The following is a 22,947-nucleotide window of genomic DNA, read 5'->3' on the forward strand; positions in this document are numbered from 1 at the left end:
CCACGAGAGTCCGTTACCCGAGTCCCTCTCCGAGAGCGGAGTGTTCCGGCCGCCGAACCGGCCGAGGGTCCCAAGAAGTTCGAGGCGGTGCGCTATCCGGTGTTCCACAGCGAAAACCTCGGTGAGATCGAGGCATTTCTCCGTACCGCGTACCCCGGGGTGCTGATCGGCCATACCGGTCCCCGGCACACCTCGGTGGGGCTGCGCCGCGATGTGCTCGGCCCCGTCACCCTGGACCGGATCGCTCTCGGGTTCGACCTCTCCTACGGCGTCGAGCGGACGGGCACGCTGTGTGTGGCGAGCGTGCACGCCGGGGTGATCGAGCACAGCGGTCCCGGCGACGGAACCGAAGACCTCACGCCCGGCCGGGTGGGGCTGCTCGGTGCGAACGAACTCCCGTCCTCGGGAATGATCCGCGCCGGCCGCTACGACCTCACGCTGTTCGATTCGGCATTGCTGGACCGCTTGGCCACCGGCGCGGGTGGGGCACCGGTGCGGATCACCGCGCCCGGGCCGCGTACCCCGGCCGCCGCCCGTCGGCTCACCGAGGCGGTCACACATTTGAAGCATCTCGCCGCCGACCCCGCCACCGCGGACAATCCGCTGCTGGTCGCCACCGCCACCGACTATCTGGCCGCGACCGTACTGGCGACCGTGCCCACCACCGCGGTCACCGCACCGGGCGCCGCCGACCGCCGCGACGCCCACCCCGGCGTGGTGCGCCGCGCTATCGCCTACCTGGAATCGCATGTGCACGAGGAAATCACCGTCGCCGCGGTCGCGGCCGCGGCCTTCGTCACCCCGCGGGCCCTGCAACTGGCCTTCCGCCGCCACCTCGGCACCACCCCGCTGCGCTACCTGCAGCGGTTACGGCTGGCGGGTGCGCACGAACAACTCCTCGCGGCGGTTCCCAGGGACGGACAGACCGTCGCCTCCATCGCTCGTACGTGGGGCTTCGCCCATCCGGGGCGCTTCGCCGCCGCCTACAACCGCTGTTACGGACGTACCCCCTCCGAGGTCTTGCGCCACACCAGGTGAGCGGGCCCCGGGTCCCGAACGGCAAGGGCTGCTCGGCCGCGCGGTGAGCTGCTCGGCCGCGCGGTGAATCGAGGGTATGCGCACGATCCGGGGCCGGAGTGGACCGGCTGTCGTACCCGGCGGACGACGTGAGGCGATGTGTTGAGCGCCCTGCCTACCGAGAGGGGAGCGCGCGCCTTGCCGGAGGGGTCAACTGCTGCGGTCCGTGTTGTCGAGTTTGTCGAGGATGCGGCCGGCGATCGAGGCCAGGGCGTCCACCTGGTCGTCGGTGAGTGCGTCGAAAACCAGCTCGCGCACGGTGTCGACATGCCTCGGCGCGGCCTGTTCGATCGCGGCGCGGCCCTGCTCGGTGAGCACGATGTAGGCGCCGCGGGCGTCGTCCGGACAGTCTTCGCGCAGCACCAGGCCGCGTCGCTGCATCCGGCCCAGGTGGTGGGACAGCCGGCTCTTCTCCCATTGCAGGGCCTGCCCCAGTTCGCCCACCCGCATCCGCGGCTCGGGCCGGTCGGTGAGCTGGACGAGGACGTCGAAATCGGCCAGTGACAGGCCCGAGTCCTGCTGTAGCTGCCGGTGCAGGTGGGCGACCAACCGGGCGTGCATCGTCAGATAGCCCCGCCAGGCCCGGCGCTCGCGCTCGTCGAGCCATCGCGTCTCGGTCATATGTCCAGCGTAACCCAGTAGTTGACATATCACCAATCACGGAGCAGGCTTTATATGACACATCAACAAGGACTCGGAGGCGCACATGACGACCGCGACGAACGTGAACGAGCTGAGCGGAACCTACGTACTGGACCCGACCCACACCCGGGTCGGTTTCGTCACCAGGCACGCGATGGTGACCAAGGTGCGTGGTGCGTTCAACGAATTCACCGGCCGCGCGTACTTCGACGGCGACAACCCGGCCAACTCCTCGGGGGAGGTGACGATCCAGGTGGCCAGCATCGACACCCGCAATGCCGACCGCGACAAGCATCTGCGCGGACTCGACTTCCTGGGCCTGGACGAATACCCCGAGATCACCTTCCGCTCCACGGCGATCACGCCGACGGGTCCGGATGCGTTCGACGTCACCGGCGATCTCACGATCAAGGGCATCACCCGGTCCGTGACCGTCCCCTTCACGTTCGAAGGCCAGGCCACCGACCCGTTCGGCAATGTGCGGGTCGGTTTCGAAGGTTCGGCCACCATCAACCGCAAGGATTTCGGCATCACCTGGAACGCGGCGCTGGAAACCGGCGGTGTGCTGGTCGCCGACAAGGTCGTTCTGGAATTCGAGGTTTCGGCGATCAAGCAGGACGCCGCGGCGAACTGACCACCGCCGGGCCTGTGGGGCACGAGCGGAGCGCGGTGGGGCGTGTTCACGCCTCCACCGCGACGGCTCCGCGGTCCCTACCCGGCGGCCTTCTCCGGATCGTGGCCCCAATTCATCAGTGAATACCGCCACCTGCTGTGCCCGGTGTCGCCGGCGGGGCGTTGTTCGAGGTGACGGTGCGCATATCCGACGACCTTGCGCATATGGGCATAGTCGTCGTCGGTGAGATCCTTCGTCTTCTTCTCGAGCAGTTCGACGATGCGGCGCCCACTGGAATGTCCGGTGGATTCGCCGCCGCCGGACGGTTTCTGCCCGACCGATTTCGACTCGTCGGTATCGAGCCACCGCCGGAGCTCCGCGGCCGTCATATTGACGGTGTCGCCGAACTGCGCGCGAGTTTTCTCGTTCTCCTCCGACACGGCCGTCACCTCCGGGTATCAGTCGCCCCGGGGGCGAAGGGCGTCGGGTTTGTGCACGGCGTCGCGGCCGCTCTTCGCGCTGCGCACCCGGTATTGCGGGTCCTCGTCGGATGCGCGGACCGTGCGGCCGGCCGCCTCGGTGTCGGAGGTGATGACCTCTTCCACCTCGCCTTCGGCGGTGCTGCCGTGGCTGTTCCATTCGACTTTGTCGCCTGTGCGGAAGGATTTCTTGCTCAAGGCTGCCTCCTGCCCTGTTCAGGCCCCCGTGCGACCGCCTTACCCGTGGGACGAGGCGGGAAACCGGCAGATCACCTCGGGTCGTGACCACCGCCCGGTCGGATCGTGCGGTACCAGTCGAGTAGCTCCGGCCGGTCCACCGCGTTGCGGTCCACGATGCGGTCCGGGTCGGCGCCCTGGAACAGTTTCTTGATCGGTACCTCCAGTTTCTTGCCGGTGCGGGTGCGCGGGATGCCGGGGGCTGGAATGATCTCGTCCGGCACGTGCCGGGGTGAGACCTCGGTGCGGATGGTGGTGGCGATGAGCGCCTGGAGCTCGTCGGTGAGTTCGGCGCCGGGTGCCGGAACCACGAACAGCGGCATCCAGTAGCCGCCGTCGGGTTGTTCGACACCGATCACCAGCGCCTCGGCGATATCCGGTAACCGTTCGACTGCCTGGTAGATATCGGCGCTGCCCATCCGGATACCGTGCCGGTTGAGGGTGGAATCTGAGCGGCCGTGCACGATGACGCTGTGGCGCTCGGTGACGGTGATCCAGTCGCCGTGCCGCCAGACGCCGGGGAAGGTGTCGAAGTACGCGTCGCGATACCGCGTACCGTCCTCGTCGCCCCAGAAGCGGACCGGCATCGACGGCATCGGCGCGGTGATCACGAGTTCACCCACCTCACCGCGCACCGGCTGCCCGGCCGGGTCGTAGGCGTCCAGCGCGACACCGAGGAAGGGCGCCGACAGTTCGCCCGGCCACACCGGTACGGTGCGCGCGCCGCCGAGGAACGCCGAGACGACGTCGGTGCCGCCACTGATCGAGGAGACGTGGACGTGTTCGCCGGCGTTCTCGCTCAGCCACCGGGCCGAGGAGGCCGGTAGCGCGGAGCCGGTCACGCCGACGGTGCGCAGTGCCGACAGATCGTGCTCGACGCGCGGAACCGAGCCCGCCTTGATACAGGCCAGCGCATATCCCGGGCTGATACCCAGGACGGTGGCGCCGACGTCGGCGGCGATCCGCCACAGCGCGTCCGGGGCCGGCGCGTTGGGGCTGCCCTCGTACGTGACGATGGTCGCCCCGGTCAGCAGGCCCGCGACCTGGAAATTCCACATCATCCAGCTCGGGCTGGTGTACCAGAAGAATGTATCGTCGGGGCCGATATCGGATTGCAGTGCCACGGCTTTGAGGTGTTCCAGCACTACGCCCCCGTGTCCGTGCACGATGCCCTTGGGCGGGCCGGTCGTGCCGGAAGAGAACACGATCCACAACGGATGGTCGAAATCCACGGGTTCCGTGGCGAGTTCCCGCGGCAGTGTCTCGGCGCCGCCGCCGATCGCGTCGTCCCAGGAGATCGAATCCGGCACCGCGAGCCCGAGACGCCCGATCACGACCGTGCCGCGTACCGAGTCCAGGCCCGCGCGCAACGCGGCGATATCGGCGCGTTTGTCGTGGGCCCGGCCGCCGAATCGGTAACCGTCGGCGGTGACCAGGACGGTGGGTTCGAGTTGTCCGAGCCGGTCCAGCGCGGCTTTCGGCGAGTAGTCCTGTCCGCAAGCGCTCCACACCGCACCGATACTCGCGGTGGCCAGGAACGCGACGATCGTCTCCGGGATATTCGGCAGATACCCGGCCACCCGGTCACCGGCCCGGACGCCCAGGGTGCGCAACGTCCGGGCGAACGCGGCGGTGTGGTCGAGCAATTCGGCCCAGGAGATATCGCGGACCGGGGCGTCCTCGCCGACCGCTCTGATCGCGGGCCGGTCGGCGCGCGCCCGGCGGATCACCTGGTCGACATAGTTGAGCCGGGTCCCGGGGAACCACCGCGCGCCGGGCATCCGCGCATCCGCCAGCACCTCGCCCGCGATGTCCCCGAGCACGAAATAGTCCCAGAGCGCGTGCCAGAACCCTTCGAGGTCCTCGACCGACCAGCGCCACAGTGCGAGATAGTCGGCGGTATTCGCACCCGTGCGTTCCGCGACGAATCGCGCGAAGTCGGTGAGAGCGGCCTCGGTGACGTCCTGTTCGGTCGGCACCCACAGTGGTTGCATTCTATTTCTCCTACCGGGCCGGCCGGAGCACGCCCTCATCGCGCGCTCCAGCCGCCGTCCATCGTGTACGCCGCACCGGTGACCATCCCGGCTTCCGGGGCGGCGAGCCAGCTCACCAGTGCGGCGACCTCGTCCGGCTCGACGAGGCGTTTGATCGCGCTCTCGGTGAGCAGAACCTTCTCCAGCACTTCTTGTTCGGGGATGCCGTGCGCCGCGGCCTGATCCGCGATCTGTTCGTCGACCAGGGGAGTGCGCACATAGCCGGGATTGACGCAGTTGCTCGTCACGCCGTGCGGACCACCCTCCAGCGCGCTCACTTTCGACAAACCCTCCAGCCCGTGTTTGGCCGTCACATAGGCGACCTTGTAAGGGGAGGCGCGCAGACCGTGCACCGACGAGATATTGACGATCCGCCCCCAGCCCTGCCGGTACATATGTGGCAGAGCCGCGCGTACCAGCAGGAAAGGTGCCTCGACCATCAGCGTGAGCAGGTCGCGGAACCGCTGCGGCGCGAACTCCTCGATGGGGGAGATGTGCTGCACCCCGGCGTTGTTCACCAGGATGTCGGTGCGGAGTTCCAAGTCCTCCAGCGCCGCGACGTCGAGCAGATCGACCGCCCACGACTCGCCGCCGAGTTCCCCGGCGACCGCCGCGGCGCCGGCGGCGTCGATATCGGCCACCGTCACTGTGGCGCCGCGCGCCGCCAGCGCCCGGGCGCATGCCGCGCCGATACCGCTCGCGCCACCGGTGACCAGGGCGCTGCGTCCCGCCAGATCGGTCATCGCGCGGACACCTCGGCGGCGCGCGGCGTCAGGCTCTCGGCGTCGGCGCGATCGATGCTCTCCAGGTCGAGCCCCTTGGTCTCGCGTGCGGCCAGGACGGCGATCGCGCTGACCGCCGCCGCACCCGCCAGATACCAGGCGATCGGCACCGCGGACCCGTAGGTATCGAGCAGCTGGACCGCGATGATCGGCGCGAGGGATCCGGCCACGATCGAGGTCACCTGATAACCCAAAGACACACCGGAATAGCGCATACGGGTCGGGAACATCTCGGCCATGATCGCGGGCTGCCCGGCGTACATGAAGGCATGGAAGACCAGTCCGATGATGATGGCGGACACGATGATCAGGTTGTTACCGCTGTCCATCATCGGGAAGGCGAAGAAGCCCCAGGTGCCCGCCGTCAGCGCGCCGATCATATAGACGGGCCGGCGGCCGATTCGGTCGGACAGGCTACCGACCAGTGGAACGACCACGAAGTGCACGGCGTGCGCGGCGAGCAGCCACCACAGGATCACCGCGGTGTCGGCGTGCACCTCGACCTTCAGATAGGTGATGGTGAAGGTGACGACCAGGTAGTACATGATGTTCTCGCCGAACCGCAGGCCCATCGCGGTGAGCACACCGCGGGGGTAGCGGCGCAGCACCTCGACGACGCTCAGCGAAGTGGCCTTGATCTCCTCGGCCTCCTGCTGTGCGGCGACGAAGATGGGCGCGTCGGTGATCTTCGTGCGGATGTAGTACCCCACCAGCACCACCACCGCCGACAGCCAGAACGCGACCCGCCAGCCCCAGCCGAGGAACGCCTCGTCGGACAGTGTTGTGGTCAGCACCAGCAGGACGACCGTGGCCAGCAGATTGCCCGCGGGCACGCCGGCCTGCGGCCAGCTCGCCCAGAAACCGCGGCGGCGACTCGGACTGTGCTCGGCGACCAGTAGTACCGCGCCACCCCATTCGCCGCCGACCGCGAAACCCTGGATGAAGCGCAGCGCCACCAATAGGGCCGGTGCCCAGTAACCGATCTGGCCGAAGGTCGGCAGGCAGCCCATCAGGAAGGTGGCGGCGCCGACCAGGATGAGGCTGAACTGCAGCAGTTTCTTGCGGCCGTATTTGTCGCCGTAGTGTCCGAAGACCACGCCGCCCAGCGGGCGGGCCACGAAACCGACCGCGTAGGTGACGAACGCGGCGAGGATCGCATCCAGGTCGCTGGTGCCCTCCGCGAAGAACACCTTGCTGAACACCAGCGTCGCGGCGGTGCCGTAGAGAAAGAATTCGTACCACTCCACGACGGTGCCCGCCATCGATGCGGCCACCACGCGCCGCAGGCCGGCGGCCGTTCCACCGGATCCGGCGTCCTTCGATACCGCCGGATCCGGTCCGGCGCTGTGCTCCCGCATCGCACTTCTCCTTCGTGCCCGGGGCCACATCACCTCTCGTGATGTGACGGGCCCCACATTGCTTGGCTGCATCGAGTATTGGTGCAGACCGAGGGGCTCGCAATGACTATTACTGCAGTACGGATGTGCGAAAATGCAGATATGAGTACGGCCTTTCCGGGTCGCCCCAGCGCGGACGACCTTCTCGTCCTGCTGGCCGTCGGTCGCTCGGGACGATTCGTCACCGCGGCCGAGCAACTCGGCCTCAACCACACCACCATCTCCCGCCGGATCGCCGCACTGGAGCAGACCCTCGGCGGGCGGGTGCTCACGCGAGTGACCGGCGGCTGGGAACTGACCGACCTCGGCAGAGAAGCCCTGGCCGCGGCCGAGGCGGTGGAGTCGGCGGTGAAATCACTCGCGGCGGACGCGGGCGGGAACCGGGTGCTGGCAGGCGTGGTCCGACTCTCGGCGACCGACGGCTTCAGCGCCTATATCGCCGCCCCCGCCGCGGCGGCGGTGCGCCGGCGGTACCCGGAGATCGCGGTCGAGCTCGTGGCGACCACCAGGCGGGCGTCGCAACAGCGCTCCGGGCTCGACCTGGAGGTCGTCGTCGGCGAACCGCGGGTGCGCCGGGCCACGGCGACGCATCTGGCCGACTACCGCCTGGGTCTCTACGGTTCGCGCGCGTACCTGCGGGAACACGGAGCCCCGGCGACGATCGATGATCTCGCCCGGTATCCGCTGGTGTACTTCATCGATTCCATGCTCCAGGTCGACGATCTCGACCTGGCCTCCGGTCATGTCCCCACCATGCGGGAATCGGTGACCTCCACGAATGTCTTCGTGCACGTGGAGGCGACCCGCGCGTCCGCCGGGCTGGGCCTGCTGCCCTGTTTCATGGCCGATCGCCACCCGGATCTCGTGCGGGTCCTGGCCGATTCGGTGGCGGTGACCCTCGGTTACTGGCTGGTGGCCCGCACCGAGACCCTGCGTCGTCCGGAAGTCGCCGCGGTGGTCGCCGCGATCCGGTCCGTGATCGACGACCAGCGCGACGCGCTTCTCGGCGCCGGGTGAATCGGGCCCCGGCGGGGGCGCGCGTGCCGGAGAGCCCACTCGGTCGATGCGGGGTGTCGCCCGAGTGCGCCGGACGGCGTGGCCGGTCCGTGATCAGCCGGGCTCGCCGGCCGTTGCGGTACGTACCGGCTCGCGCGCGGAATCGGGAACGAATCGGGTGATCTCCCGGCGGGAACCGATCATCAGTTTCTGCAGGATAGACGATATCTGTGCGGCAACGGTTCTGGCCGAACTGCCGCGCCGGGCGGCAATGGCGGTGTTGGGAAGACCGGCCGCGGCAAGGACCGCGACAGCGCGTTCCGCGGCGGTCAGCCGCTCCCATTCCGTGGGTACTGCGGCGACCGGTGCCTCGGCGCGCGGTGGCGGTGCGCCGAGGGCCAGACGCTGTACTTCGCCCAGCTCCGGGCGGAGGAGCTCGCCTTCTCGTTCGGCCGCTTCGTAGGCGCGGTCGCCCAGGATGTGGCGCGCGGTCTCGATCGCGGCACAGGTTTGATCGGCGAACGGTCCGAGACCCTCGAGGTCCACGCCCACGCCCGCGCGCAACGTCCGGGCCCCGCCCGCCAGCCGAGCCGTTTCCGTGGCCGGGCCCACGGCCGCCTCGCTGTCCGCCGGTAGATCCCGGGCCTGCGCGGCAATAGCCCATGCGGCGATATGCACCGCCCACAGCGCGCCCCACTGATCGTGATGGTCCAGTTGCCGCCGTAGCGCGCTGCGGGTGGTCAGCAGTGCCTGCCGGGGGTCGCCGAACCGGACGAGGGCGACGGCCGAGGCCAATTCGGCCCAGGACAGGGCCCAGTTCGCGCCGGATTCACGGGCCGCGGCCAGGTGCCGGCGGGTGAGCTTCGCCGCGACGGGACCCGGACCGAAGAAGCCCGCCGCGAGCGCCTGGAACATCTCCGCGACCGCTTCGCCGCCGATATCGCCCGCCGTGCGAAATGCGGTGCGGGCGGCATCGAAAACGGCCACCGCGCCCGGATCCCGGTCGACGAGCATGGGCCGGGCACCCTCGGCCAGCGCCACCGGTGCGGGCAGCCCCGCGGCCGGTACCGGGCCCGCCGCGGGATCGGCGCCACACACTCGCCGGGCTTCGGCCAGGATGCGCTCGGCGTCGTCGTGGCTGCCCTGGCACAGTGCCAGCCACCCGGTCATCGCCAGCGCACCGATCCGGGCCGGGGTCGGCCGCGGCCGCGCTCGCCGGTCGGCGAGGACAGCCTGTTCGGCCCACCGGCGCATCTCGCGCAGGGTGCCCATGAAGAACGGTGCCCGGATCGCGATCAACCCGGTCGCGATCTCCAGGCCCACCTCCGCTTCGCCCGGCGTGGTCACGCTGCCCTCGATCGCGACGAGCAGGTTGTCCCAGGCGGCACGTGCCCAGCCCAGCAATCGCTGTTCCTCGGGGCTGTACCAGGTGGCACGGGCCAGGACGACCTTGTCCCGGTAGTAGCGCCGATGGGCCGCGGCCAAGCGGGCGGGCTCGGCCGCGGCCCGCTCGGCCAGTCGTCGCGCGGCGAACAGGCGAATGGTCTCGAGCATCGAATACCCGGTCGCGGTGGCCGACTCGTGCGCGGTGACCAGCGACGGGTCCACCAGCTGTGCCAGCAGCGCGGCCACACGATCCGGGCTCAGCCCCGGCCCGGAGTCCACTTCCGGGTCCGCGCACACCATCCGGATCGCCTCCAGTTCGGCGCCCACGGACTCGGTCGAGTCGGTCCCGCCGCTGTCGTATCCCGTGGCGAACACCGACAGGCGTTCGAACAGGAGCTGTTCGTCGGGACCACACAGCTCATAGGACCAGCCGATGACATCGACGACACCGCGATGCCGGCGCTCGACTCCCGCCCGCGGCCCGTGCGCCCAGCGCATCCGCCGATCGTCCTGCGCGCCGGTCAGTTCGCGGAGGACGACGCGTAACGGCTGGTAGCGCAACCGGGCCGCCGCCAGCCCGATATAGAGCGGATTGTCGTGGACCCGCCGGCAGATCGCGCTCACGATCGAGGCGGTGGCGTCGTCGCTGTCGATACCACGTCCGGCCAGTAGTGCGCGACCCCGGAACAACGCGACCGCCTGCGCCCTGGTCAGGGCGGGAACTCCGATCGTCCGCTCGCCCGCCGTACGCAGCGGTTGCCGGCTGGTCGCCACGACGGTGAGTCCCTCGACCGCGCCGAGCAGCTCCCTGGCCAGCGACCGGACGGTTTCCAGCACATGCTCGCAGTTGTCCAGTACGAGCACGACCGGCAACCGCCGCCCGACCGCGTCCACCCGGGTCAGTGCCGAGACGATCGCCGCCCGCTCGGTCCGCCCGGAGAAATCGGCCGGGAGCACCGCGCGCGCGATCTCCTGCTCGACCGCCACGGTGCCGGCCTGCGCGCCCAGACGCGCGAGACGTACCCAGTAGGTGGGCGTTCCGGTCGCGCGCCGGTAGCGGCGGACGGTTTCCGCGGCGAGCCGGGTCTTTCCGATACCACCGGTCCCGGTCAAGGTCGCCAGCCGCGCACGCTCGAGCAGCAGCCCGGTGATCAGGTCCAGTTCCCGTTCGCGGCCGACGAAACGACTCGTGGGCGCCACGGCATCACCGGTATCCGCCCCGCCCCTGTGCCCCATGGCGACCGAGCCTACTCGCCATGGGCGCCGGCCGTTCCGGCTGCCGCGGGGCCGAATCTCCGGCGGCCCTACCGATGTCGTCGATCTACCTACCGGGCCATCCTGTGACCGCCCACGACCGTGCGACAGCCCTGCGGCCGCGGGCACAGCCCTGCACCGATGAGCACCATCCAGCCGCTGGAGTCATCCACTTGCTTATACCCTCGGCCCGCACCGGCCAGCACGCTTCGCCCACCGGTCGCGACGAGCCCCGCGTCCCGCTGTACTCCGCCGAGTTCGCGGCCGATCCACACGCCGCCTACCGCCGGATGCGCGACCGATACGGCTCGCTGGTTCCTGTGGAACTGGCGCCCGGCGTGCCCGCCACACTGGTGGTCGGATATCGCGCCGCCCTGCGTATTCTCAACGACCCCGAACGCTTTCCCGCCGATCCGCGCGCCTGGCAGCGCGGTATTCCCGCCGATTGCCCGGTCCTGCCGGTCCTGGAGTGGCGGCCGAGCGCGATCCGCAGCGCGGGCGCCGAGCACGCCCGCTACCGCGGAGTCAACACCGCCGGTATCGACGGCGTCGATCTGCACGCCCTGCACGGCGTCGTCGGGCGGATCGCGGTCCCGTTGATCAACGCCTTCTGCGAGAGGGGGGGCAGCCGATCTCGTCACCCAGTACGCGTTCCCGCTGGCATTCGAGGCGATCAACGCGATGCTGGGCTGCCCACCCGAGATCGGCCGGAAGGTCGCGGAGGCCACACAGACGGTCTTCGACGGTGTGGACGCCGAACGCGGCAACCAGATGCTCAGCGCCGCGGTGCTCGAACTGGTCGAGTTGAAGCGGGCCGAACCCGGTGACGACATCACCTCGCGGGTGCTCGCGCACCCCGCGAATCTCGACGAAGCGGAACTCATCCATCAGATCGTCGTCCTCTACGGGGCCGGGATCGAGCCGCTGCAGAACCTCATCATCAACACCCTGCTGCTGATCCTCACCGACGACCGGTTCGCGGGCAGTCTCCTCGGTGGCGCGCTGGCCACCCGGGACGCGCTGGACGAGGTATTGTTCATGGATCCGCCGATGGCGAATTTCAGTGTCACCTACCCGCGGCAGCCGATCCTGATCGACGACGTCTGGCTGCCCGCGAACGAACCCGTGGTGATCAGCCTGGCCGGGTGCAACAACGACCCCGCGATCAGCAACGGCGACCATACCGGCAACCGGTCCCATCTGGCCTGGGGCGCGGGCCCGCATTCCTGTCCGGCCAGATCCGCGGCCTACCTGATCGCTCAGGGCGCCATCGATCAGTTGCTGGACGCCCTTCCCGATCTGCGGCTGGCCGTACCCGCGGACGCGCTGACGCGGCGGCCCGGGCCGTTCCACCGGGCCCTGGCCGGTCTACCGGTGGAGTTCCCGCCGTGCCCACAGCAGAGCACTTTCTGAGGCCCGCACCGGCCCCGGCAGGCCCGGCCGGGGACACCGGCGCCGGCACGATCACCCGAGCGGTGCGGTGTCCGCGTTGTGGGCGGCGGTGAAGCGGACCATATCGGCCGGCCGGGCGAAGGTGTCGGCGAAGGCGTCCGCCAGCGCGGGGTCGTGCTGTGCGGCCAGCATGAACTGCTGCATCTCGGCCGGCGGGTCGAGCACCGCCGCCGTCCACCGCGCGGCATGGTGCGCGGTGCCGGTGAGCCAGGGCGTGGCGGCAGACTCCATCCAGGACCGGTCGAACGGCCCGTCCGGACGGGCCAGGATCGCGGCGGCGTAAACCTGTGCGCAGTGGGCGGCGTTGTTCGCGCCCTGGGCGCCGCCGGGGTCCATCCGGCACACCACGTCACCGCCCCCGAGCACCGGCCGGCCCGAGGGAAGTGTCCCCACCGGCCGACGCACCATCGGCTGCACCGCACCTGTCAGCGCGGCACGGGCATCGGTCAATTCGGCCGTGCGATAGCGATCCGCGAGATCGGCGGGCAGATGGGTCTCCAGCAGACGACGGGCCCGGCGCAACTGCTCGGACGGTGGGTCGTGTGGATCGAAGACATCGAAGAGGCCGCCGGGGATCGCCTCGATCAGCAGCATCTCGCACCGCCGCTCCTCGCCCGGCGCTCCGGTGAGCCCGGGGTAGGAGATCACTTCCCCCAGGCCGGGAAGCGATACATAGATCCCGAGGTCGTCCGGGTCCGGCGTCGCACCCTCGAGGTAGAGCACGGCCAGCTGCCGGGCGGGGCGGCCGGGCGCCGGCCAGCCGGGATCGACAGGGAAGCAGGCGGCCAGCTCACCGGAGGCGCGGGTGACCACGGTCAGGTCGTACTCGCCGGCCCGGTGGTCGATTTCGGCCACCGGCGGATCGCCGATCTCCAGATCCCCACCGGCGTCGATGTAATCGGTGAGCCAGCGCGCGAACACGGTACGCTGATCGACGCTCTGCGCCGGCCGGGCGAACCGGCCGGTCCAGCCCAATATCCGCTGGCCGTCCATCACCGCGGCCAGCCGGATACCGCGTATCTCCGGCGCCACGGACCGCCAGTGTCCCAGGCCGGCCGCGCTTTCCAGGTCCAGTGTCGCCGGGAACTTGACCTGGGTGCTGGTCACTGTCCCGTTCAGTACGGCGGCGGCCTCGCGCGCCGCCACCAGCGTGACCGGACGACCCGCGCGTAGCAGCCGATGCGCCAACGGGAGCCCGCATTCGCCCGCCCCCAGAATCCGGATATGTCCCATCACACGCCCTTTCCTCTGACCGATTCGGCCGGTTCCGACCAGATGATCCTCGGCGAATAGGTGGGCGGGGCACATCGGTACCAGCTGCGCGAAATTGTCGGCGCCGACTACACCGGCGCACCAGGACTCGGTCGAGACGGCGGCCGCGTAGCGGCCGCGGCGGCGGGCAGCTCGGCCGGGTGCCTGAGAAGCGGGTGCCGGTAGAGACAGGCGGAGAGGCCGGGAATACCCTTCCCGGCCCCTCCTGATAAACGAGTGGGATTCGAACCCACTACCGTCGGAATGAGAGTCCGATGCTCTACCGGATGAGCTATCGTTCGTTCCACCTGTGATCGCCGAGTATGCGGGTGTGAGTCATAGTGAGTAACCCCGCGCGTTTCCTTTACGCCACAGCGGCAGGGAGAGCCGCCGCCGGGAATCGAACCCGGATCTCGGGGGTGCATCGCGCACATCCGCCCGTCGAGCGATCGATGAAATTGTTGAGCTTGGAGCAAGAAGCTGAGTTTTCGGCAGGACCTGGCAGCGCCTGCGCTGTGTGAGTATGAATTTGAGTCTCAGATTGTGCTCCATCCCCCCGCAGGGGGAGTCTGTGGTCTCGGCTACCCGAACAGGTAGTCGAGAATGGCCCGGCCGGGCTCTATATCCGTCACGGGTGTCGCGTTCGCCGTCTCCCGGGCGACGCGCACCGCGTCGAGCAGCTTGCCGAGCCGGTCGTCGATATCACCGACCTCCTTCGCCGGCAGCGCGCCGGAGAACTTCGTGGTAGTCCAGCGGCCGACCACGACGTCCTCGTGATACACCTCCACCTGCGCCGGGTGCTTGTCGGTGGCCGGTGCCAGCACGTGGTTGCGCGGCACCTTCTTGGTCCGCACCGTCTGCGACGGCTGGGTGGCGTAGCAATCGCTGACCTCGTCGAACGCCCACGACTCCGCCGGATCCAGGGTGGGCAGCTTGGCGACGAACTTCTTCAGTTCGCTGAGCTGCTTCTCCAGGAACAGCAGGTAGGTGACCGGCAGTTCCCGGGCGACGGTGATGCCGTCGACGGTCACGTCGGCCTTCGCCGAGCAGTTGGCCGTGTCCTTTGTCGCGGTCACATCGAACAACCGTGTCAGGGTGCTCTTCATATCGGCGATCACTTCGCGTGTGCGCACCTGGACCCGCTTGGACTCCGACGGCAGCTCCTCACCCATATCGTCGAGCGGACGGTAGGTGCGCGAAATACCGGACAGCAGATCGGCCTTGCCCACGCGCTGATAGGCGGCGGTCACATCAGCGTTCGCCTGTGACTTCGCGCCCTTCTCGATGGCGATGAGCTGATTCAGCTTGGTGGACAATGCTTTTCCCTCCTCCGGTCACCTCGTCGCGACCGGGAAGAACCGTAACCGAGCGAGGCCGGAGCATGCCACCGAATATCCAGCGCGCGACACCCTCCGGGCCGCACGGCGGTCACGGCTGCGGATCCGCCGCCCTGCCGAGTGGCGTCCCGTCAGACTCGGCCGGGGGCACGGTGGGACGTGGGCCCGGGATCACCGGAGGCGTGACGTTTTTCGAGCCACAGACTCACCGCCACTGCCACGTACGCGGCGGCGGCCGCCAGTCCCGGCAGGACGAGCATCAGCGAAAGGAACGAGAGGAACGAAGACACGGGCCCTCCTGGAGCACACGACGGGAACTGCCGAACCGGTGCGCCGCATTGCGTCACCGTCCTGCCGGGACATACCCACGTCCGGACAGTGAAACGTGCACGGGGCGGAGACGGGAGTGATGGTCGCCACCGGCGCCCTCGGAACCGCGCGGCGTGGCAGGGCAGACCGTCGTGGACGGGCACTCCCTGAGCGCCGGGACCCGAACAGTGGAGCGATATCCCCCCGAAAGGGGACGCCGCCGAATCCGGCTCGGACAACAGTCGAAAGCCGAGGCGTCCGATGGTCGTCTCGGCCGGGTCGGTGGGCAGGCCTTCTCCGATGCCCCTGCCCCATCTTCTGCGGCCCTGGGGAAACGAAATGAGCGGTAACGCCGGGAGCACTCTGCTCGCCTCGGTCACCCGGCGCCTGGCCATGGGGTTGAACGAAACCACAGGCCGGTTGGTGCAGTCGTTCGGGCAGTTCTATCGAACCACCAGCGATCTGATGCGCGACGGCGCCCATATGATCGAACATCGCGATGGCATACATGTCCTGTGGGAGATCGCCCCGGACGGGCTCGGGACCCGGCCGGGCAAGCCGGTCACCTCGCGTTATCGGCCCAGCGCGGCCGAGGCGACCATGTCCGGGCGCCGATGGGACAGGGATGAGGCGTTCGACCCCGAGATGCTCGAACACGTCCGCGAAGCCGCGAGCGCCTCGATCCGGAAAATGCGTTCGACCGACGGCGGAACGAACATCTACAAATCCGAAGCGGGCGAGAACTACGACGGATTGTTCCATTTCCGGCCGTATCGTGGCGCGCAGACCGACCGGGAAGTCGCGGCATATCGTCTGGACGAGGCGCTCGGCTTCGGCCGGATTCCGCCCACTGCCCGGACGAACGGAGTCGGCGGACCCGACCCGGACTACACCGGACCCGGCATGATCCAGCAGTTCGTCGAATCGAGGCCTGCGGAAGAGATTACGCGCTACCGGAGACGCCAGCGGCAGCAAGTCGCGGTGCTCGACTACATCATGGGCAACCTGGACCGGCGCCCTGCGAATTTCCGCACCGTGGACCGCGGGGACGGCACAGTCGACCTGCTCGCCATCGACCACGGTCGGGCTTTTCCCGAGTCGTTCGATTCGCTGGCCGTGCCGATGAAATCGGATTTTCTTGCGGAGTCGGCGAGAGAGGGTACGGATTTGGATCCGGATGTCCTGGCAGCCGTGGACCGCGTCGACGCGGACAGGCTACGCGTGGCTCTGCTGGATGCGGGGTTGAGCGAGAACGCGACCACGGGCGCCCTGCACCGACTCGAACACCTGCGTGCCTTGCGGAGAGTTCCGCCCTATATCGCTCACGGATGATTCGATCGCTGTCCGAATCACACACCGCAGGGTCGGTGCACGGGCCTCCGGTTCCGCCCGCGGTCGGCTCACACTCCGCGGTGACCCCGCACCACGGCTGTTCCCGCGACTACGACAGCGCCGAGACTGCCCGGATGCCGGCACGCCAGCAGGACAGCTCGACCGTGTCAGTACTCGGTGAGGGCCATGAACACGAAGAACGCACCTCCTGGGACGTCTGATAGGACTGAACGGGTGAACACCGCGCGGCGATCCGCTGAGCCGCGGCACCAGGGCGGCGAGGTCCGTACCCGATGGTTCGGCCTGTGGGACGGTTATCTCGCCGTGGCCTTCGCTGTCGCGCTGCTCTTCCTGATCACCGGAACGGGCAGCCCCGCCGGTGGGCGCACGATCGCCATCGTGCTGCTCACCGCCCTCGTGCCCTGGTACGCCGCGCAGGGCAGACCCGCCATTCTCGCGGAGGACCGGGGCCGCGGGGCCGGATTCGCCGCAGCGCTGCTCGTGGGCTTTGCGGGCGCCGTCCTGGCCGACCAAGCGGCGACATTCGCGCTGTTCGCGGTCGCCCCGCTGTTGATCATGTCGCTTCCGCTGCCTGCCGGGTTCGCGGCGGTACTGCTGGCTCACCTGTGGCCCCTCGTCTGTGTGATGCTGCGCGCCCGCAGTATCGACCGGCAGGCGCTGGGGTGGCTGCCCTACCTGGTGCTCGGCGCCGTGTTCGCCACTGTTTTCGGCTTGTTCGTCTCCCGCGTCATCGAACAGTCACGCCAACGGGCCGCGATGATCGACGAACTCCGGCGAAGTCGCGGCGAACTGGCACGTCTTTCCCACGAAGCCGGAGTCGCGGCCGAACGCGATCGACTCGCTCGCGAGATCCACGACACCCTTGCCCAGAGTCTCACCAGTATTTCCGCTCTGGTGCAGGCCGCCGACGCCGATCTCGGGCACGCCCCCGAACGGGCCCGGCGCCACCTCGATCTCGCGCGCCGCGCCGCGAGTGAAAGCCTGGCCGAGGCGCGGGCCTTCGTCGCCGACCGCACTCCGCCGGTACTGGCGCGCTATTCACTCGTGGCCGCGGTGACCCGTGAGGCCGAAACCCACGCCGACCGATATCAGTGCGAAGTCGGCTGCTCGGTGCGGGGTACGGAAGCGGCCGTGGCCACCCAGGCCGCGGTCGTCGTGCTGCGTGCCGTCCAGGAATCGCTGACCAATATCGCCAAGCACGCGCCGACAGCCCGCACCGTCACCGTCGGCCTGGACTACGGCGACGACCATTTGACCGCCGAGATCATCGACGACGGCCCCGGGTTCGACGTCACCCGCGGCGGCCGCACCGACCACGGCGACCCGGGTACCGGCCACGGCCTGGCCGGCGCCCGGACCCGGGCCGCCGCGATCGGCGGGCATTTCGAGGTCCACAGCGAGCCCGGAGCGGGAACCGCCGTGCGGGTCACCGTCCCGCTCACACCGATGACAGCCGAGGAGATCTGTTGACCGTTCGCGTGTTGATCGCCGACGATCACCCCGTCGTCCGAGCCGGTATGGCCGCCGTGCTGGGTACCGGCCAGGGTATCGAGGTGGTCGGTGAAGCCGGCTCCGGTGAGGAAACGCTCGTCCGCACCGCGACGCTGCGGCCCGATCTGGTGCTGCTGGATCTGCGGATGGGTGGTATCGACGGCGCCGAGACCACCCGGCGAATCCGGCAGCAGGACGACCCGCCGCGAATCGTCATCCTCACCACCTATGACGATGCCGCCGACATCCTCCGCTGCATCGAGGCAGGCGCCGTCGGCTACCTGCTCAAGGGCAGCTCCCGCACCGAACTCATCGCGGCCGTGCACGCCGCTGTTCGCGGTGAGACCGTACTGACGCCTTCCCTGGCGCCCAAACTGTTCGAGGCGCGCTCGGCGGCCGGCGAACCACAGCTGTCCACCCGGGAACGCGATGTGCTGGAACTGGTCGCCCGTGGACACAGCAACCCCCAGATCGCCGCCCGGCTCTACATCGCCGAGGCCACCGTGAAGACCCATCTGCTGCGCATCTTCAAGAAACTCGATGTCTCCGACCGCACCGCGGCGGTGACCACAGCGCTGGCCCGGAGGATCATTCGGCTGTAGCCGAGCGTTCCGACAATCTTCCGCAATACCAACTCGAAATGTGCCGAGACCACCGGCCCTGAACGGCGAGGAGAGCGGTACGCCGCCCGATGACGAATGGTGCCGGGTCCGCGGGGCACGCGGCGTGCGTGACAGACGAGGCGAATTCGCCGCATCGAACAGTTGTGCGATGCTCGCGCCGGCTGCGCGCCGCCGGGGTCACCGATACCGAACCGGCCCGGTCGGCCGCACCGATCGGCCTGGACCCGGGGCGGAAACTCCGGAGGAGACGGCGGTGTCCATTGCCGCCGAGATGGTCGTCCGGCGCTGCGGTGGCACCGGTGCGCGGCTGCGCGCTGTCGATTCGCCCATCCACCGCGGTGGCTTCGGCAATCCGGTCCCGCGGGCCAGGGTTTGAGCCGCGACGCGGTGGTTAACCGCCGCGCATGGACGCTGCCGCCAAGCACAGCGAAATAGCCCTCGAGGTGGACGGACGGCAGCGGACGCTGCGCGTGGACAACCGCATGACGCTGCTCGATGCGCTACGCGAGCGGCTCGGCGTCACCGCACCGAAGAAAGGGTGCGACCACGGCCAGTGCGGATCCTGCACGGTGCTGCTCGACGGCCGCCGCGCCACCACCTGTCTCACCTTCGCCGCCGCCCACGACGGCACGCGGATCGTCACCGCCGCCGGACTGGCCGACGGCGACCGTCTGCACGGCGTCCAGCAGGCATTTCTCGACCAGGACGGATTCCAGTGCGGCTATTGCACGCCGGGTCAGATCTGCTCCGCGGTAGGGATGCTCGAGGAGGTGGAGGCCGGCAACCCGAGCTTCGTCACCGAGGATCTCGGTGGGGAAGCCGAACTGTCCGACGCGGAGATACGGGAGCGGATGAGCGGCAACCTGTGCCGCTGCGCGGCGTATCCGAATATTGTCGCCGCGATCCGGCAGGCGGCGCGATGATCCCGTTCGAGTACCGTCGTGCGGACAGCACCCGGGACGCGGTGACCGCGGTGGCCGAGCGCCCCGGAGCGGTTTTCCTCGCCGGCGGAACGAACCTGGTCGATCATATGAAACTGGGTATTGCCGCTCCCGAGCTGCTCGTCGATGTCAGCAGACTGCCGCTGGGCGAGATCGAGGAGACCGCGGACGGCGGGCTCCGGGTGGGCGCCGCCGTGCACAACAGCGATCTGGCGGCGCATCCACTGGTCCGGCTGCGCTATCCGGCACTGTCGCGGGCGCTGCTGTCCGGCGCCTCCGGACAATTGCGTAATCTGGCCACCACCGGCGGGAATCTGCTGCAGCGCACCCGGTGCGTGTACTTCCAGGATGTCACGACGCCCTGTAACAAACGGGAGCCCGGCAGCGGCTGCTCGGCGCTGGGTGGCTACGTCCGCTATCACGCCGTGCTGGGTGCGTCCGATCAGTGCGTGGCGGTCCATCCCTCGGATATGGCGGTGGCCCTGGCGGCGCTGGACGCCCGGGTGGTGGTCGAGGACATCGAGGGTGTGCAGCGTATCGCGGTCACCGACTTCTATCGCCTGCCCGGTGACAGTCCCGAGCGCGATACCGTGCTGCGCCACGGCCAGCTCATCACCGGGATAGAACTGCCCCCGCCGCCCGGCCCGGTGTTCGCCGATTATCGCAAGGTGCGCGATCGCGCATCCTATGCCTTCGCGCTCGTTTCCGTGGCTGCCGCACTGGCCTTCGAATCCGATGGCGCCACAGTCGGTTCGGCGCGGGTGGCGCTCGGCGGTGTCGCGCATCGTCCCTGGCGCGCCCGCCGGGCCGAAGCCGAACTGACCGGCGCCCCGGCCACCACGGAGACCTTCGAGCGGGCGGCCCGGGCCGAACTCGCCGAGGCCCGCCCACTGGAGGGCAACGAGTTCAAGGTCGAACTGGCCCGCCGCACGCTCGTCTCGACCCTGCGGGACCTCACCGGAAAGGCACAGCGATGACGTCGATTCCGGCTGCGTCGATGGGCGCGCCGCTCGCCCGGCTGGACGGGTACGCGAAAGTCACCGGAACGGCCCCGTACGCCTTCGAGCATGCCGTGGACGATCCCCTGTACCTGCATCCGGTTCAGGCCACCGTCGCGCGCGGGACGATCCGCGCCATGGACGCCGACCGCGCCGCGCGGCTATCCGGTGTGATCGCGGTGCTGACCGTGTTCGACGCCCCGGCGCTCGCGGACACCTCCGACGGCGAGCTGACCATCCTGCAGGACGACCGGGTGCATTTCCGCGGTCAGCCGATCGGCGCGGTGGTTGCCGAGAGTGCCGAAATCGCCCGGGAGGCAGCGGATCTGGTGTCGGTCGACTACCGCACCGAGCCCCACCACACCGAGCTGCACCCCGACGATCCCGGCCTGTACGCGCCCGAGCAGGTCAACCCGTCCTTTCCGACCGATACCGATGCGGGGGACGTCGACAGGGCGCTCGCCGGCGCGGCGGTCCGCATCGAACGGACCTACCGCACGCCCACCGAACACAACAATCCGATGGAACCGCACGCCTGCATCGCGATGTGGGACGAATCCGGCGACCGGGCGCAGGTGACGCTCTACGATTCGACCCAGGGTGTGCACGCCGTCCGCAAGGCCCTCGCGCCGCTGTTCGGGCTCGACCCCGGGCAACTCCGCATCATATCGCCCCATGTGGGCGGTGGGTTCGGATCGAAGGGCGCACCACACGCCCACAATGTGCTCGCGTTGCTGGCCGCCCGGCGCATTCCCGGGCGGCCGGTGAAACTCGCACTCACCCGGCAGCAGATGTTCTCCCTCGTCGGCTACCGGACCCCGACCGTCCAGCGGATCGAACTGGGCGCGGCGGCGGACGGCACACTGACCGCACTCGCCCATGACGTGGTCGAGACCACCGCGCGGGTCAAGGAATTCGCCGAGCAGACGGCGGTCGCCTCCCGGATGATGTACGCCGTCCCCAACCGCCGGACCTCCCATCGGCTGGCGGCGCTGGATGTGCCGGTACCCTTCTGGATGCGCGCACCCGGTGAATGCCCCGGTATGTACGCCGCGGAATCCGCGATGGACGAACTCGCCATCGCCTGCGGGATCGATCCGATCGAGCTGCGGATCCGGAACGAACCCGCCACCGACCCCGAGACCGGGAAACCGTGGTCCGGCCGGCGTCTCACCGAGTGCCTGCGCACCGGTGCCGACCGTTTCGGGTGGGCCGGGCGCGATCCGGCTCCGCGTGCCCGCCGCGACGGTGACTGGCTGGTCGGTACCGGTGTCGCTGCCGCGACCTATCCGGCGGGTGCGATGCCGGGCAACAGCGCGCGGATCGAATTCGGCGCCGACGGCCGCTACACCGTCGACGTCGGCGCGGCCGATATCGGTACCGGCACCTGGACGGCGCTGACCCAGATCGCGGCCGACGCCCTCGATATCGACGCCGAGCGGGTCCGCCTGCGGATCGGCGATACCGATCTGCCGGAGGCCAGTGTGGCGGGCGGCTCCACCGGGATCTCCTCGTGGGGTTCGGCCATAGTCGCCGCCGCCCGAGAGTTCCGGCACGACCACGGCCGGGATCCGGCCGCGGGGGCCCACACCACCACGCAGGCGCCGGAGAATCCCGATGCGGAGAAATTCGCGCTGCACTCTTTCGGCGCGCAATTCGTCGAGGCACGAGTACATCGCTTCACCGGCGAGATCCGGATCCCGCGGATGCTGGGGGTGTTCTCGGTCGGCCGGGCCGTCAATCCGCGAACCCTGCGTTCGCAGCTGATCGGCGGTATGACGATGGGTATTTCGGGCGCGCTGCACGAGGAGAGCGTGCGCGACCACCGGTTCGGCCATGTCGTCACTCAGGATCTAGCGTCCTACCACATCAGCGCCCACGCGGATATCCAGGATATCGACGCGATCTGGCTGGACGAGGTGGACGAGCACGCCAACCCCATGGGGGCCCGGGGCGCGGGGGAGATCGGTATCGTCGGGGCCGCCGCCGCGGTGGCCAATGCGATCTATCACGCGACGGGGGTGCGCGTACGCACCCTTCCCATCACCGTCGACGCCGTGCTGACCTGAGCCGTCACTGGTACCCGGGCGACGATGGTCCGCCAGGACCGTCGCGCAGTTCGTTCGGGATCCGCGCGCAATCGTCTTCGCGACAGCGAATTCGTCGGACCGGCCGGTAGCAGCCGAGTGCTGTCGCCGGGGCAGCCGGCGTGCGGGCAGCCGAATCCGTTCCGGCGCTGCGGTACCGGTGGGTTCGGACCACTCGGGCGGCGGGCGCGCCCGGTAGCCGTGCGGCT

Annotated in this window: 19 protein-coding genes, 1 tRNA gene and 2 pseudogenes; 11 read left to right on the plus strand and 11 right to left on the minus strand. The window is 69.3% G+C overall.

The window, feature by feature from the left end:
• Nucleotides 1-87 precede the first annotated feature (87 nt).
• On the plus strand, nucleotides 88-1,038 hold the full coding sequence (locus AB0H42_RS01220; protein ID WP_357047954.1) for a helix-turn-helix domain-containing protein: 951 nt from the start codon (nucleotides 88-90) through the stop codon (nucleotides 1,036-1,038).
• Between the two features lie 189 nt (nucleotides 1,039-1,227).
• Here AB0H42_RS01220 and AB0H42_RS01225 read toward each other — a convergent pair whose 3' ends face one another.
• Nucleotides 1,228-1,698 carry a MarR family transcriptional regulator gene (locus AB0H42_RS01225; RefSeq protein WP_357047957.1) on the minus strand — a complete coding sequence of 157 codons (471 nt, stop codon included), beginning with the start codon at nucleotides 1,696-1,698 and terminating at the stop codon, nucleotides 1,228-1,230.
• Between the two features lie 85 nt (nucleotides 1,699-1,783).
• On the opposite strand from AB0H42_RS01225, the gene AB0H42_RS01230 reads away from it, so the two are divergent.
• On the plus strand, nucleotides 1,784-2,353 hold the full coding sequence (locus tag AB0H42_RS01230) for a YceI family protein (RefSeq protein WP_357047960.1): 570 nt from the start codon (nucleotides 1,784-1,786) through the stop codon (nucleotides 2,351-2,353).
• A 77-nt stretch (nucleotides 2,354-2,430) separates the two neighbouring features.
• Here AB0H42_RS01230 and AB0H42_RS01235 read toward each other — a convergent pair whose 3' ends face one another.
• The 5 genes from AB0H42_RS01235 to AB0H42_RS01255 all read right to left on the minus strand — a co-directional run bounded on the left by AB0H42_RS01235 (nucleotide 2,431) and on the right by AB0H42_RS01255 (nucleotide 7,221).
• On the minus strand, nucleotides 2,431-2,772 hold the full coding sequence (locus AB0H42_RS01235; protein WP_357047962.1) for a DUF3140 domain-containing protein: 342 nt from the start codon (nucleotides 2,770-2,772) through the stop codon (nucleotides 2,431-2,433).
• Nucleotides 2,773-2,790: 18 nt separating this feature from the next.
• Nucleotides 2,791-3,009 (minus strand): DUF2945 domain-containing protein, encoded by a 219-nt coding sequence (locus AB0H42_RS01240; RefSeq protein WP_063045197.1) that lies wholly within the window; start codon nucleotides 3,007-3,009, stop codon nucleotides 2,791-2,793.
• Nucleotides 3,010-3,080: 71 nt separating this feature from the next.
• Nucleotides 3,081-5,042 (minus strand): acetoacetate--CoA ligase, encoded by a 1,962-nt coding sequence (locus AB0H42_RS01245; protein WP_357047965.1) that lies wholly within the window; start codon nucleotides 5,040-5,042, stop codon nucleotides 3,081-3,083.
• 35 nt (nucleotides 5,043-5,077) lie between these two features.
• Nucleotides 5,078-5,824 carry a 3-hydroxybutyrate dehydrogenase gene (locus AB0H42_RS01250; RefSeq protein WP_357047967.1) on the minus strand — a complete coding sequence of 249 codons (747 nt, stop codon included), beginning with the start codon at nucleotides 5,822-5,824 and terminating at the stop codon, nucleotides 5,078-5,080.
• Nucleotides 5,821-7,221 (minus strand): MFS transporter, encoded by a 1,401-nt coding sequence (locus AB0H42_RS01255; protein ID WP_357047970.1) that lies wholly within the window; start codon nucleotides 7,219-7,221, stop codon nucleotides 5,821-5,823. The genes AB0H42_RS01250 and AB0H42_RS01255 overlap by 4 nt, the downstream gene beginning before the upstream one ends.
• A 141-nt stretch (nucleotides 7,222-7,362) precedes the next feature.
• Between AB0H42_RS01255 and AB0H42_RS01260 the strand changes: the two genes are divergently transcribed.
• Entirely contained in the window at nucleotides 7,363-8,277 is a 915-nt protein-coding gene (locus tag AB0H42_RS01260) for a LysR family transcriptional regulator (protein ID WP_357047972.1), read from the plus strand.
• A gap of 93 nt (nucleotides 8,278-8,370) precedes the next feature.
• Here the strand turns inward: AB0H42_RS01260 and AB0H42_RS01265 are convergent, their stop codons facing one another.
• Nucleotides 8,371-10,878 carry an AAA family ATPase gene (locus AB0H42_RS01265; protein WP_357047975.1) on the minus strand — a complete coding sequence of 836 codons (2,508 nt, stop codon included), beginning with the start codon at nucleotides 10,876-10,878 and terminating at the stop codon, nucleotides 8,371-8,373.
• A 191-nt stretch (nucleotides 10,879-11,069) separates the two neighbouring features.
• Between AB0H42_RS01265 and AB0H42_RS01270 the strand changes: the two are divergent.
• Nucleotides 11,070-12,309, plus strand: a pseudogene (locus AB0H42_RS01270) (cytochrome P450).
• A gap of 51 nt (nucleotides 12,310-12,360) precedes the next feature.
• Here AB0H42_RS01270 and AB0H42_RS01275 read toward each other — a convergent pair.
• The 4 genes from AB0H42_RS01275 to AB0H42_RS01290 form a co-directional block, all read right to left on the minus strand.
• Nucleotides 12,361-13,581 (minus strand): styrene monooxygenase/indole monooxygenase family protein, encoded by a 1,221-nt coding sequence (locus AB0H42_RS01275; RefSeq protein WP_357048628.1) that lies wholly within the window; start codon nucleotides 13,579-13,581, stop codon nucleotides 12,361-12,363.
• Between the two features lie 247 nt (nucleotides 13,582-13,828).
• A tRNA-Glu gene (locus AB0H42_RS01280) sits at nucleotides 13,829-13,901 on the minus strand.
• Nucleotides 13,902-14,180: 279 nt separating this feature from the next.
• Nucleotides 14,181-14,915 carry a hypothetical protein gene (locus AB0H42_RS01285; protein WP_357047978.1) on the minus strand — a complete coding sequence of 245 codons (735 nt, stop codon included), beginning with the start codon at nucleotides 14,913-14,915 and terminating at the stop codon, nucleotides 14,181-14,183.
• 152 nt (nucleotides 14,916-15,067) lie between these two features.
• Nucleotides 15,068-15,226, minus strand: a complete 159-nt coding sequence (locus AB0H42_RS01290) for a hypothetical protein (protein ID WP_357047981.1) — start codon at nucleotides 15,224-15,226, stop codon at nucleotides 15,068-15,070.
• 358 nt (nucleotides 15,227-15,584) lie between these two features.
• On the opposite strand from AB0H42_RS01290, the gene AB0H42_RS01295 reads away from it, so the two are divergent.
• The 7 genes and pseudogenes from AB0H42_RS01295 to AB0H42_RS01325 all read left to right on the plus strand — a co-directional run bounded on the left by AB0H42_RS01295 (nucleotide 15,585) and on the right by AB0H42_RS01325 (nucleotide 22,720).
• On the plus strand, nucleotides 15,585-16,577 hold the full coding sequence (locus AB0H42_RS01295) for a hypothetical protein (RefSeq protein ID WP_357047984.1): 993 nt from the start codon (nucleotides 15,585-15,587) through the stop codon (nucleotides 16,575-16,577).
• 234 nt (nucleotides 16,578-16,811) lie between these two features.
• Nucleotides 16,812-18,068: an ATP-binding protein gene (locus tag AB0H42_RS01300; protein WP_357047987.1), complete on the plus strand. Its 1,257-nt coding sequence runs from the start codon at nucleotides 16,812-16,814 to the stop codon at nucleotides 18,066-18,068.
• The gene (locus AB0H42_RS01305; RefSeq protein WP_357048631.1) at nucleotides 18,062-18,691 is read left to right on the plus strand and encodes a response regulator transcription factor; all 630 of its coding nucleotides are present in this window, start codon (nucleotides 18,062-18,064) and stop codon (nucleotides 18,689-18,691) included. Before AB0H42_RS01300 ends, AB0H42_RS01305 begins: the two co-directional genes overlap by 7 nt.
• A 179-nt stretch (nucleotides 18,692-18,870) precedes the next feature.
• Nucleotides 18,871-19,088, plus strand: a pseudogene (locus AB0H42_RS01310) (XdhC family protein); the annotation flags it as partial.
• A gap of 28 nt (nucleotides 19,089-19,116) precedes the next feature.
• On the plus strand, nucleotides 19,117-19,635 hold the full coding sequence (locus tag AB0H42_RS01315) for a 2Fe-2S iron-sulfur cluster-binding protein (RefSeq protein ID WP_357047990.1): 519 nt from the start codon (nucleotides 19,117-19,119) through the stop codon (nucleotides 19,633-19,635).
• On the plus strand, nucleotides 19,632-20,630 hold the full coding sequence (locus tag AB0H42_RS01320; protein WP_357047993.1) for a xanthine dehydrogenase family protein subunit M: 999 nt from the start codon (nucleotides 19,632-19,634) through the stop codon (nucleotides 20,628-20,630). The genes AB0H42_RS01315 and AB0H42_RS01320 overlap by 4 nt, the downstream gene beginning before the upstream one ends.
• A complete protein-coding gene (locus AB0H42_RS01325; protein WP_357047996.1) occupies nucleotides 20,627-22,720 on the plus strand; it encodes a xanthine dehydrogenase family protein molybdopterin-binding subunit in 2,094 nt (697 codons plus the stop codon). The genes AB0H42_RS01320 and AB0H42_RS01325 overlap by 4 nt, the downstream gene beginning before the upstream one ends.
• Nucleotides 22,721-22,947: the final 227 nt, after the last annotated feature.

This window comes from Nocardia sp. NPDC050799 (assembly GCF_040654015.1).
Classification (GTDB): Bacteria; Actinomycetota; Actinomycetes; order Mycobacteriales; family Mycobacteriaceae; genus Nocardia.